Genomic DNA, 10,679 nt, shown 5'->3' with positions numbered 1-10,679 from the left:
CTCCACACGATGCCCCCCCGGCACCACCCACACCCCCCTCGTCGGCGCCGACCTCACCCTCGCCGCCGCCACCGACCTCCACCTCCCCCTGGACCCCGACTTCGAGTACGCCGTCCTCACCATGTCCGGCCGCACCACCGTCGACGGCGTCCCCCTCGACCCCGGCGCCATGCTCTACCTCGGCACCGGCCGCCGCACCCTCCCCCTCCACGCCGACACCGACGCCACCCTCCTGCTCCTCGGCGGCGAACCCTTCGAGGAGAAGCTCGTCATGTGGTGGAACTTCATCGGCCGATCCGGCGACGAGATCGTCCAGGCCCGCAACGACTGGGAGACCGGCACCCGCTTCGGCGAAGTCCACGGCTACGACGGCGCCCGCCTCCACGCCCCGGCCCTTCCCGACATCCCGCTGAAGGCGCGTGGACGGGTGCGCTGACCTGGGAAGATGCTCGAAGAGGGCATCTGTGCCCGTTGCTGCCGACTGGACTGTGCCAGCGTCGGAAGGTCAATGGCGGAACGAGTTCCGCTGCCCGCCCTTGCCTCCTCGGGAGGCAAGGGCGGGGGTCCGTGGATTCTCAGGTCTACGCGCGTTTCGCAAGGTCTGCTCGTATCGATGCTGACCTTTTGCTGACTTTTCTGGCTGACCGTCAGTGACGGGTCGGCCTGGTTGGCCACCACTTGATCGAACCAGGCTCGCCGTGTTCGGAGTGGGCCACGATCATGTTGCTGCTCCGATAGCCTGCGTCGGGTGGCTGGGGCATCAGCACTGCGGGGCGGTGACCACCGCCGTCGAGTGCTTCCGCGACGGCCGACAGCTGCCCGGTCACCTGGCCGGCATCGCCCACGACGTGCGCCGCCCCTACGACGAGGCCCTGCGCCTCGGCGTGGCGCCTGGCGACCTGGTCGAGGCCACCGTCCACGCCCAGACCCGGCAGACCGTGTCCGCGCTGCACCGCGACCGGCTGCTGCGTCCGCTGGTCGCGGCCGGAAGGCTGCAGGGGGTCGGCGCGTACTACAGCCTGGACTCCGGCCGGGTCACCTTCTTTGACTGACCGGCGTACCGTCGCCGCGGGGCGGGGGACCCTCTTCGGGGCGCAGGCCGTCGAGGAGCCCGGCGCGGTCGGTCAGCAGGGCGGTGAGGATGGAGCGGGCGACGGTGAGGAGTTCGCCGGTCTCGGGGCTGGTGAGCCGGTAGAGCACGGAGGTGCCCTCGCGTCGGGACGTGACGATGCCGGTGCGGCGCAGGATGGCGAGTTGCTGGGAGAGGTGGGCGGGTTCGACACCGACCTCGGGGAGGAGTTCGGCGACGGTGTGTTCGCGTTCGCTGAGGAGTTCCAGGACGCGGATGCGCACGGGGTGGCCGAGGGTTTTGAAGAACTCGGCCTTGTGCTGGTAGAGCGGCACGGTGGTGACGGAGGGCTGTCGCGGACTGTCGGCGGCCATAGGGTTCACCGCCCCCGCCGGCTGGTGGGTGGGCTGGTCATCATTGCCTCAGACTCTAGCAATGCCGGGAAACCGCCCTGGTCAGTGCGGGGCGAGGGCGGCCAGCGCCGTGTCGGCGTCGGGATACAGACGCAGGATGCCCAGGCCGTGGGCGGTGGCGAGCAGCGGCGCGTCCCTGCCGGCGAGGCCGCACACGGCCAGGGGGCCGTGGTCGGCACCGAGGCGGCCGGCGGCGTTGACGATCGCGGCCTCGACCTCACCGCTGCAGCCCTGCAGTGCAGCGAGGTCGATGACGATCGCCCCGGTACAGCGCGCGCCGCTCCAGTCGACGGCGCCGGTCAGGCGGTGCGCCACGCTCTCGCCGAGGAACCCGGACAGGCGCAGCACGCCGATGTCACCGATTCGCTCCAGGTCCCATTGCATGCTCACCGCCACCTCTTTTCAGCACACCCGAGGTGGCGGTGAGCATCGGCGAGGTCCCGACGACCCATCGGGAGCAGGGGGCTGGGATGCCCGCCCGGTGTGTGCCGGTGCCGCCCAGCTTCCGGCGGACGCCACAAGTCGTCCGCCGCCGCCGCGAACGGAGCAGGCAGTACCCGCACACGCCGGTGCGTTGCAACACGCATCCTGATCCCCTTCCTCGCTATTGCCAATATTAGCAACTGCTAAGATGTGCAATGCGACAGGTTGCCGGAAGCGCCTGCTGCGAAGTGGCCGCCCCGGAACCGACGCCGGGGCGGCCATCTCGGCGTGGGCCGGGCGAGAGGGGGCGCCCCGGCCCACGGCTGCCCATGGCAGTCGGGGTGTCCGGTGTCCCGCGGGTGGGGCGGGAGCCCAGTGGGTCCTGGCACCGCGTGCAGGCCCCGATGACTGACCCCCTGCGCCGATAGGCACGTTGGGCCGCATGGCGGCAGGAGCGGTTCGTCGCCCCGGACCTGGCCGTGAGCAGGCTCTACGGCCGCATCAGGCCGGTCAGGCGGTGCGCCCGGTTCCTGGAGTTCTGTCGCTGCCTGGGGCCCTCTGCCCGCCCGACATCCGTATCGCCACAAGGAGCAGGGCAGCATGATCCGCCGCTGCACCATCCGGCGAAACCGCCGCGCCGACGACCGGCGCCTACACGCCCTCGTCCACAGGGCGAAAGCCGCCTGAACCTCAGCCGAGCCTCTTGAGCATCTTGACCGAGGTCGTCTCGTAGCCGAGCGACTCGTACAGGCCGCGCGCACCCGTGTTGAACCCGAAGACACTGAGGCCGAGCGTATGAGCGCCCTGCGCCCGGGCGTATTCCTCGCCGAGGACCATGGCCATGCGCCCGAAGCCCCGACCGCGCTTGTCGGCGTCGATCCACGGCGCCGACATTGGAGCGGTCTCGCCCCTGCCCGTCGGCCACGAGAGACCGCCGCAGGGTAGGCGTCGCCCGCTACGGCACCAGTGCCGGATTCCTTGAAGGCGGTACCCAAATCGGCGGCGGAGCTGCCGGGCCGGCGGGGCGGGCCGGCTGGACGAGGGCATCGAGCACCTGCCGCACCTGCCCCCCGAGCAGGTGATGACCTACCACCTCACCGGGCATCGAGCCGGACCTGCGTGCTCGATGCCCGAGGTCGGCGGCGCGCACTGCGATGTGCGGAGGGTTGAAGCGGGCAGCCGGCAGGGTGGGTGTGGTCAGTGGCGGTTGCCGAGCGCGAAGAGCAGGATGACGAAGCCGGCGAACAGGTGTGTGCCGGCGATGTAGATCGAGGCGCGGACCAGCATGGCCTTGCGGCGCTTCTTCTCGTCACTGCTGGCCGAGCTCATCGGTACTCCTCGGGGTGTGTGCGGGGGCCGGCCGGGGCCGGGGGCGAATGTGCAGGCGCCGGCCGGTGAGGGCCGCGCGGGCGAGGTGTTCGCGCAGCTGTGCCGTATCGGCGGTGACGGGCGGGTGGGGCGTTCCGTGGTCGTCGTAGAGGGTGATCTCGAAGCGCAAGCGTGCCTCCTACGGCCGGGGTGCGGTGGACAGCGGGAGCAGGACGCTGATCGTCTTGCCGGGTCCTGACCGCTCGGGGATGGCAGTGAGGTGGCCGCCGAAGTCGGCGGCCAGGCCCGCGACGACGGCAAGGCCCCTGCCGTGCCCGGTGGCCGGCGGGGCGTCGTCGGGTGCGGGGACTTCGGGGACGCGCGGGTCGTCGTCGCGTACGGCGATCGTGAAGTGGTCCTCGGACACGAGGACGGCGAGCGTGGCGCGGGCCGAGCGGGTGTGGCGGACGGTGTTGGTGGCGAGTTCGGTGACGATGAGCAGGGCCGCGTCCAGGACGGCCGCTCCGGCGGGCACACCCCGGGCGGTCAGGACGGTGTGAGTGGTGCGTGTGGCCAGGCGGACCATCGTCGGCGCCACCGCCATGGTCAGGGTGTGGACCCCGGTCCCGGGCCTCGCCGCCGCCACGGGCACCGGCACGGGCTCTGGTTCGGGGCGGTGGCGGAAGCCGCGCCAGCGGTGGGTCACCGTCGTCCCTCTTCCGCTGCGGCGGCCTGCGTGCCTGTCAGGTGGCGGCGGGCGTAGCCGATGGCGTCGGGGGTGGCGGCGAAGACCCGGTGTTCGGCGTGCAGGGTGTCGAGTACGCCGAGGGCGTCGAGTGTCCTCAGGTGGTCCTCGTGTACGCCGGAGACCAGGACGGGGATGTTGCGCCGCTCCAGCTTGGTGATGGCGTCGCCGAGCACGAGGGCGCCGGTGGCGTCGATCGCGCTGACGCGTGACAGGCGCAGGATGACGGCCTTGACGTCGGTGGTCTCGGCGAGTTCGAGGAGGAAGCGGTGGGCGCCGGCGAAGAAGACGGGGCCGTCGATGCGGTAGGCGACGATGTGGTCGGCGAGCAGGGCCTGTTCCTCGGCGTGGTGGTCGGCCGGGGGCAGGCCCTCGTGCAGTGCCACCTTGGTGAGTGCGGCGGTACGGGCGACCTGGCGCAGGGCGAGCGCGCCGGCGACCAGCAGGCCGACGATGACGGCGGTGACCAGGTCGAAGGCCAGGGTCGCGCCGGCGGTCAGGGCCAGGATCGCGGCCTCGCCCCGGCCGCTGCGGGCCAGCGCCCGCAGCGAGGCGACCTCGACCATGCGCACGGCGGTGGCGATCAGCACTCCGGCGAGTGCGGCGAGCGGGATGCCGGAGACGAGCGGGGCGGCGGCGAAGACCACCACGGCCAGCACGGCCGCGTGGACGAGTGCGGCGAGGCGGGAGGCCGCGCCGGAGCGGACGTTGACGGCGGTGCGGGCGATCGCGCCGGTCGCGGCGACGCCGCCGAACAGCGGGACGACCAGGTTGGCGATCCCCTGGCCGAACAGTTCGCGGTCGCTGTCGTGCCGCTCCGAGACGCTCATCGCGTCCGCGGCGGTCGCCGACATCAGCGACTCCAACGCGGCCAGCGCGGCCACGGCCAGCGCGGCGGTGGCGAGGTGCGGGATCTCGCCGAGGTGCAGGAAGGCGAGCGAGGGGGCGGGCAGCCCGGCGGGCAGGTGCCCGATCGTGGCCACGTCCAGGTCGGCCAGGCCGGTGACCAGAGTGGCTGCGGCCACTGCCAGCAGCGAGAAGGGGACACCCGGGCGCAGCCGGGCACCGACCAGCATCACCACCGCGACCCCGGCCGCCAGAGCGAGTGCGACCAGGTGCGGGGTGCGTGCGAAGTCGGCGACCGCGTCCCGGGCGGCGACGGCGACGTTCTCCGCGCCCGAGGGCTGCACGCCGAGCGCGGCGGGCACCTGCTGGAGGCCGATCACGGCGGCGATGCCCAGGGTGAAACCTTCCACCACCGGGGCCGGCACGTAGGCCATGAACCGTCCGGCTCCGCCGAGCGCGGCGACGATCAGCAGCACACCCGCCAGCAGTCCGACGGTCAGTACCCCGGCGGTGCCGTACTGGTGGACGATCGGGACCAGGACGACGGTCATCGCCCCGGTCGGCCCGCTCACCTGGAGGTTGGAACCGCCGAAGAACGCGGCCAGCGCGCCGGCCACCACCGCGGTGGCGAGGCCGGCCTCGGCCCCCGCGCCGGAGGCGACCCCGAACCCGAGGGCCAGCGGCAGCGCGACGATCGCCACCGTCAGTCCCGCCAGCAGGTCCTTGCGCGGCGAGCGGCCCATCGTCGCCAGCACCGCCCGGTTCGGCAGCACCGCGCGCAGCCGCAAGCCGGCCCGGCGGGCGTACATCGTGAGGTCCGCGCTCATGCGCCGTGCGCCTGCCGCTGCGGCTCGCGCAGCTCGGCGAGGAGCGTCCCCTGGTCGGTGATCATCTCGGTGAGGATCCGCCGGGCCGCGCGCAGCAGCTCGGCCACGTCCGGAGTACTCAGCGCGTAGACCACGGTGTTGCCCTCCCGGGTCGCCGTCACCAGCTGGGTGCGGCGCAGCACGGCGAGCTGCTGGGAGAGGTTCGACGGCTCGACCTCGATCGCGGCCAGCAGCTCGCGCACCGGGCGCGGACCGTCCTGGAGGAGCTCCAGGACCCTGATCCGCACGGGGTGGCCGAGGGTGCGGAAGAACTCCGCCTTTGCCTGGTACAGCGGGACCGCCATGGCGCTCAGTCCTCTTCCTCTTCGTCCACGGAATGCGCCACGGCGATGCCGTGGTGGGCCGCGATCCGCAGCAACTGCGTCACCCGGCCCTCGTACGCCTGGGCGCCGTCCTCGTCGCCGGCCTCCCGTGCCAGGGCGCGCAGCCGCCGGGCCTCGGCCAGTTGCTCACGCAGTTCCTCGTCGAACACGTCGCCCATCGTCGTCCTCCCCGGGCCGACCGCCACGGCGGCCGGCCGCACTGAACCTCTCCGTACAAGGATGCAGCATCTATGAATGTGAAGAATTCTTCAACTGGCGATCAAAGCAAGTGGCAAGCCACCTGCATCCGTCCGATCACGATCAGTTGCGAACACTCCAGCGTGTGACTGCGACACCATCCGTAGCCTCAGAGGCACGACGGGCCAACCCCTACCGCCCGTGGTGCACAGCACACACAGCGGACGCGGACGGCACTCACCAACACGACAGGAAGAGAGCGAAGATCGTGAACGGAGTCGACCGGGCACTCATGGACGCGATGGCCATCGACGGCGCACTCGGCGCGGCCCTCGTCGACCTCGAAAGCGGCATGGCCCTGGGCATCCGCAGTGCCGTCCCCGACCTCGACCTGCCCCTCGCCGCCGCCGGCCACACCGACATCATCCGCGCCACCCACCGCACCCTCGCCGCCACCAACCTCGGCACCGAGACGATCGAGGACATCCTGACCACCCTCACCGCCCAGTACCACCTGCTCCGCCCGCTCACCCGCACCAGCGGCGACAGGCTCTTCCTCTCCCTCGTCCTCGACCGCACCCGCGCCAACCTCGCCATGGCCCGCCATCAACTACGCCGCATCGAAACCGAGCTCGACATATAAGCCCAGGCCTGGCGGGATGGCAGGTGCATCAGGACGGACGCCGCCTTGTCCCGGTCCCCGGGACGATGGCACGTCTGCCAGTGGTCGCCCGGCCGGAGCAGATCCACGCGGCGCGGATCCGAACCCTTCCCTCGAACCCCCAGAGGAACGAAGTCCCCGCCCCCGCGCGGCGGCAGCCGCTACCAGCCCGCCAGCACCGGCTTCGCCCTGGTGCAGTCGCGGACCGCCGACGTGTTCGCGCTGCGCGTCGCCCAAACCGGCACACTGGTCGCCTACCGGGTGCTGCCCAACCCCGACATCCCCAGGGACTGGAACATCGTCACCTTCCCCATCAACCCCCAGTACACCAACGGAGCGGAACCACCGAGCAGGCCCCTGCCGACGGGGCCGTCGTGCGCGACCTGGCCAACACCTACGTGTGGACCGACGACGGAGGATTCTTCGCCGAGACCACCACCACCACGGACTCCGTCACCGAGACCACCGCCGGCTCCGACACCGTCAAGGACATGGCCACCGCCGGCGCCGAGTTCGGCTTCACCGTGTTCGGCGTCGGCATCGGCGCCCAGCTCGACGCGAGCCTCGGCGGCAGCCGCAGCGTCACCCGCACCCGCGCCCGCGACGCCTCCCGCTCCTACGCCCTCGACGCGGACGGCCGGACCCGGCTGTCGCGGCGGGTCGCCAACGACGAACCCGAGCTGCTGAACCTGATCGCCGACGTCCTCGCCCTCGCCGACGGCGAGCCGGTGACGTGGGTGATCGACATGACCGGCGGCGAGCCGGCCCTGCTGGTCGGACGGCCTCGCGGCCGCTTCTTCTCGATCGGCTCGACCTCGAACAGCCCATCCCCACCACGCACACCGGCACCATCCCGCACGAATGATACTGAAATGCATGCGGGTTGCCGGTTGCCGACCACGCTCCCGGGCCGCGCCGGGGATCCGTCCTCACTGGCCGCGCATGACGGGGCTCAGCCGGGCTGGGGCCGAAGGAGGCGGCCTTGGACCACGTCGGCTGCGGGGACGGGAGTGCGGTGGTGCGGGATGTTGGCTGAGTGAGGGGGGTGGGGTCTCGCCTATTCCGAGTCCCGGGGCTCACGCCCGGGGACCGCTCCAGGGCCACCCCCCTTGGTCGCGGCACCCCAACCGGGGTCTCGGACCGACCTCAAGAACACCAACCTAACCGCGGCCACTGACAAGGCACAGACCTTGTCCAACCCCCGTCCCGCACTGGCGAGCCGTTGCGCCTCAGCACATCATCGGCCCTCACGAGGCGAGGCCGACCCGGCACCGATCCGCTCGACCAGGACGAGATGTGCGTCCGGACCGCCGCTTACTGACCCACGCTCCTAGCCAACTCCCCACCCCCGACGCGGCGGCGCCGCGCCAGACCCAGCAGTCCGACCGCAAGCCGCCCTGCCGGCGCGTCCTGCACTGGGTCACCTTCGTCTCCCGCATCCTGCCGCCGGTCCCCGCCGCCGACGCGCCGCCCCTGGAACAGGACCTGATCCGCGCCGACATCGCGTCCAACTACGAACTCGTCCGCCGCCTGGACCCCTACGTACGCCAGGCCACCGCGACCAGCACCGCCCTCGCCGCCGCCACCCGCGCGGCCCTCAGCACTCACCTGCCGCACCTCCTCGCCCACGAAGAGGTCATCACCCGGTTCCTCACCGACTACTACGGCATCACCGAGTAACCCCACCTGCTCCCCGCAGGTCCCCACCTGGGCTTCACCGGCGAAACGCGCCGGTGAAGCCCAGGACCCGCCTGCCGGCGGTGGTTGCGTCGGCAGCGAGGTGGCGACAACGTCCGGACGCTTCACAGCAGGTCGCGGACCGGGCGCCGGCGCTCGCGGGTCGTCCGCTCGCATACGCCCCGGGCGAGTGCGGCGGCACCAGCATGCGCTGCCCGGTCAGCGCGATGGCGCTGGTGAGGGCAGGGACCATCAGGACGCCCCTCCCACCAAGGGTCGAACGGGCGGAACCCCTCACCCGCGCACGGATCCTGAAGCTCCTCGACGGCCTGGCGGTCAGCGAGTGGCGCTACGACTGGGATCCCGACGCCCTCCACATCGGCCCGATGGCCCAGGACTGGCGGGCCGCCTTCGGCTACGGTCGCCGTGACACGACGATCGACGTCGTCGACGCACAGGGTGTCCTGATCGCTGCGGTCCAGGAACTATCGCGCTGCGTAAGCCAGTTGGAGGAGCGCCAGGCCACACACTCCTGCCACGCGCCGGAGCCCGCGAGTCCCGACAGCAATCCGGCGCAGGCGCCCGCTTGATCCCCTGGTAGCCCGATCGGACGACACCGAGGTGGAAGGGGTCGTTCTGCCCGCCCGTGCCGGACAGGTTGCGGGGGTGCTGGATCAGCGCTACGACGCCGGCCGCTACGGCGCTGCGCGAACGGATGCGGCCCAGATGCCCGATCCTCAACGGAGAGGTCGTCAGAAGCCAACCAATGGCAGGATGCGTACCCCACCGAGAACATCCTGCGCGAGGGCCTCGACGGCCGGACCGGGCTGCGTGCCGAACACGAGAAGCAGATCGACGAGGAAGCCCGCACGGCCTACTGTGCGAAGATCGAGCAGGCCGCCAGGTCCGCCGCAGCACTCAAGGCTTTCGGCCTTGGGAGCGATTGAGGTCGGGGCCAGCGTGTGACGTGACAAGGGCCGCACGGGTTGGGTGAGTTGTGACGCCTGTCTGGGCCCGTGCGGCCTGTTCCCATCCTGGCCTGTCCGGGGTCGCCCTCGGCTGTGCAATCGTCTGTTGGTGGCGCCTCAGAATCAGTGCTGATCTGGGCCATCAGTCCGAACCGCCGACCAGTGCTTCGCCGAGCGGGGTGCGCCGGTAGAGCACCGACCGTCCGGACCTGGCGCGTACGAGCAACCCCGCGCCTCGCAGGATGGCGAGGTGGTCTCCTACCGCGCCGGGTGCCATGGCGAGGCTTCGGGCGAGGTGGCTGGTGCTGGCCGGGGCGTCCAGCGCCAGCAGCAGCCGGGCCCGGGCCCGGCCGACCAGAGCGGTCAGCGTGTCCGGTTGGGGGACGTTCTCATGTTCGCCCCACAGGGCGGCGGTGCCGCGGGCCGAGTAGATCAAGGTCCTGGGCCAGGGGTCTTCCATGTGGGCGGCGACATGCCCGACGAAGACGGAGGGGATCACCAGGAGCCCGTCGCCGGCGAGCCGGAGCGTTCCGCCTCGGAGGAAGCCGATCTCGATGCCGCCGGCGCGCCAGGCGATGCCCGGGTGCAGGCTCTCGATGGTCGTGGCCCATCCGTGTTCGCCGATCACGCCCACCCGGTGTACGACATCGCGCTCACAGATCGCGCGCAGTTGCGGCCAGTCCGCGGCGAGCAGCTCGTGCCATGCCCGGTTCATCGCCTCGGCGATCCTGGGGACGGCGTCCGTCGAGTCCAGCACCGCGCGTACGCGGGGATCGCGGGCGGACGGGCCGGTGGCGGTGGTGGCGATTTCGTGGCGGGCCGCTTCCAGCGGGGTGGCCCGGATCATGGCCAGGTCGTCGGCCCAGGTCTGGTTGAGGCCGCGCGGGGGCGGGGCGACGAAGTTCGGTCCGCCTTGCGGGGTGTGCAGGGCGAGGGCGGCGTCCAGTTCGGTCTCGCGGCGAAGCCGCTCGAAGGCCGGCAGGAGCCGGGCGGCCCAGGCTCGCGGCAGCGGCCGGCCGTGGCCGGCGAGCGAGCGCAGCAGAAAGCAGAGGTCCATCGCGGGCGACAGCGCGAAGCGGCTGCGCAGCAGGTCCTCGACGGAGACTTCGAAGCGCAGCACCCCGCGATGCTACCGCGGCACGTCTGTTTCCGATTCGTCCAGCGACGAATCAATGGCGGGTG

Annotated in this window: 15 protein-coding genes and 2 pseudogenes; 7 read left to right on the top strand and 10 right to left on the bottom strand. The window is 71.8% G+C overall.

Translation table 11 applies throughout. The features are described from left to right. Together ADK60_RS01345 and ADK60_RS01340 are read left to right on the top strand one after the other, a co-directional pair. Positions 1–436, top strand: a 436-nt coding sequence (locus ADK60_RS01345; protein WP_286185242.1) for a pirin-like C-terminal cupin domain-containing protein, incomplete at its 5' end; no start/stop codon positions are given. Positions 437–650: 214 nt separating this feature from the next. After that, the gene (locus tag ADK60_RS01340) at positions 651–1,052 is read left to right on the top strand and encodes a carbonic anhydrase (protein WP_079007954.1); all 402 of its coding nucleotides are present in this window, start codon (positions 651–653) and stop codon (positions 1,050–1,052) included. Here ADK60_RS01340 and ADK60_RS01335 read toward each other — a convergent pair. The 9 genes from ADK60_RS01335 to ADK60_RS01300 form a co-directional block, all read right to left on the bottom strand. Then, positions 1,036–1,443, bottom strand: a complete 408-nt coding sequence (locus ADK60_RS01335) for an ArsR/SmtB family transcription factor (RefSeq protein ID WP_053642483.1) — start codon at positions 1,441–1,443, stop codon at positions 1,036–1,038. The two genes, ADK60_RS01340 and ADK60_RS01335, sit on opposite strands and share 17 nt — an antisense overlap. Before the next feature lie 81 nt (positions 1,444–1,524). Further along, positions 1,525–1,872 (bottom strand): STAS domain-containing protein, encoded by a 348-nt coding sequence (locus ADK60_RS01330; RefSeq protein WP_502687389.1) that lies wholly within the window; start codon positions 1,870–1,872, stop codon positions 1,525–1,527. A 723-nt stretch (positions 1,873–2,595) separates the two neighbouring features. After that, the gene (locus tag ADK60_RS47980) at positions 2,596–2,952 is read right to left on the bottom strand and encodes a GNAT family N-acetyltransferase (RefSeq protein ID WP_353651715.1); all 357 of its coding nucleotides are present in this window, start codon (positions 2,950–2,952) and stop codon (positions 2,596–2,598) included. A 150-nt stretch (positions 2,953–3,102) separates the two neighbouring features. Next, positions 3,103–3,234 carry a DUF6126 family protein gene (locus ADK60_RS46075; protein WP_234370884.1) on the bottom strand — a complete coding sequence of 44 codons (132 nt, stop codon included), beginning with the start codon at positions 3,232–3,234 and terminating at the stop codon, positions 3,103–3,105. Further along, on the bottom strand, positions 3,215–3,403 hold the full coding sequence (locus ADK60_RS01320) for a DUF8834 family protein (protein ID WP_053642479.1): 189 nt from the start codon (positions 3,401–3,403) through the stop codon (positions 3,215–3,217). The genes ADK60_RS46075 and ADK60_RS01320 overlap by 20 nt, the downstream gene beginning before the upstream one ends. Positions 3,404–3,412: 9 nt before the next feature. Continuing rightward, positions 3,413–3,919 carry an ATP-binding protein gene (locus tag ADK60_RS01315; RefSeq protein ID WP_053642477.1) on the bottom strand — a complete coding sequence of 169 codons (507 nt, stop codon included), beginning with the start codon at positions 3,917–3,919 and terminating at the stop codon, positions 3,413–3,415. Then, positions 3,916–5,631 (bottom strand): SulP family inorganic anion transporter, encoded by a 1,716-nt coding sequence (locus ADK60_RS01310; RefSeq protein ID WP_053642475.1) that lies wholly within the window; start codon positions 5,629–5,631, stop codon positions 3,916–3,918. Before ADK60_RS01310 ends, ADK60_RS01315 begins: the two co-directional genes overlap by 4 nt. After that, positions 5,628–5,975 (bottom strand): ArsR/SmtB family transcription factor, encoded by a 348-nt coding sequence (locus tag ADK60_RS01305; protein ID WP_053642473.1) that lies wholly within the window; start codon positions 5,973–5,975, stop codon positions 5,628–5,630. The genes ADK60_RS01310 and ADK60_RS01305 overlap by 4 nt, the downstream gene beginning before the upstream one ends. A 5-nt stretch (positions 5,976–5,980) precedes the next feature. After that, positions 5,981–6,172 carry a hypothetical protein gene (locus ADK60_RS01300; RefSeq protein WP_159400253.1) on the bottom strand — a complete coding sequence of 64 codons (192 nt, stop codon included), beginning with the start codon at positions 6,170–6,172 and terminating at the stop codon, positions 5,981–5,983. A gap of 287 nt (positions 6,173–6,459) precedes the next feature. Here ADK60_RS01300 and ADK60_RS01295 point away from each other — a divergent pair, with 287 nt between their 5' ends. From ADK60_RS01295 to ADK60_RS48290, 5 genes and pseudogenes are all read left to right on the top strand, one after another. After that, positions 6,460–6,834 carry a hypothetical protein gene (locus tag ADK60_RS01295; protein WP_107094460.1) on the top strand — a complete coding sequence of 125 codons (375 nt, stop codon included), beginning with the start codon at positions 6,460–6,462 and terminating at the stop codon, positions 6,832–6,834. Positions 6,835–7,472: 638 nt separating this feature from the next. Continuing rightward, positions 7,473–7,628 (top strand): annotated as a pseudogene (locus ADK60_RS41365) (IS110 family transposase); the annotation flags it as partial. A gap of 520 nt (positions 7,629–8,148) precedes the next feature. Beyond that, positions 8,149–8,532, top strand: a complete 384-nt coding sequence (locus ADK60_RS01285) for a hypothetical protein (protein WP_053642467.1) — start codon at positions 8,149–8,151, stop codon at positions 8,530–8,532. Between the two features lie 233 nt (positions 8,533–8,765). Then, positions 8,766–9,119, top strand: a complete 354-nt coding sequence (locus tag ADK60_RS01280) for a hypothetical protein (RefSeq protein WP_159400252.1) — start codon at positions 8,766–8,768, stop codon at positions 9,117–9,119. Positions 9,120–9,320: 201 nt separating this feature from the next. Beyond that, positions 9,321–9,476 (top strand): annotated as a pseudogene (locus tag ADK60_RS48290) (DUF664 domain-containing protein); the annotation flags it as partial. A 163-nt stretch (positions 9,477–9,639) separates the two neighbouring features. Here ADK60_RS48290 and ADK60_RS01275 read toward each other — a convergent pair. Next, entirely contained in the window at positions 9,640–10,617 is a 978-nt protein-coding gene (locus tag ADK60_RS01275; protein ID WP_053642464.1) for a winged helix-turn-helix domain-containing protein, read from the bottom strand. Positions 10,618–10,679 lie beyond the last annotated feature (62 nt).

The sequence above is a fragment of the Streptomyces sp. XY431 genome, from assembly GCF_001279805.1.
Lineage (GTDB): Bacteria > Actinomycetota > Actinomycetes > Streptomycetales > Streptomycetaceae > Kitasatospora > Kitasatospora purpeofusca.
Note: the sequence above shows the minus strand (reverse complement) of the source record. Positions and strands in the feature narration are given on the sequence as shown.

Bases quoted from the DNA above. Each gene is read 5' to 3' on its own strand.
- ADK60_RS01335 (WP_053642483.1), bottom strand. From the start codon at position 1,443: ATGGCCGCCGACAGTCCGCGACAGCCCTCCGTCACCACCGTGCCGCTC.
- ADK60_RS47980 (WP_353651715.1), bottom strand. From the start codon at position 2,952: ATGCCCTCGTCCAGCCGGCCCGCCCCGCCGGCCCGGCAGCTCCGCCGC.
- ADK60_RS46075 (WP_234370884.1), bottom strand. From the start codon at position 3,234: ATGAGCTCGGCCAGCAGTGACGAGAAGAAGCGCCGCAAGGCCATGCTG.
- ADK60_RS01310 (WP_053642475.1), bottom strand. From the start codon at position 5,631: ATGAGCGCGGACCTCACGATGTACGCCCGCCGGGCCGGCTTGCGGCTG.
- ADK60_RS01305 (WP_053642473.1), bottom strand. From the start codon at position 5,975: ATGGCGGTCCCGCTGTACCAGGCAAAGGCGGAGTTCTTCCGCACCCTC.
- ADK60_RS01300 (WP_159400253.1), bottom strand. From the start codon at position 6,172: ATGGGCGACGTGTTCGACGAGGAACTGCGTGAGCAACTGGCCGAGGCC.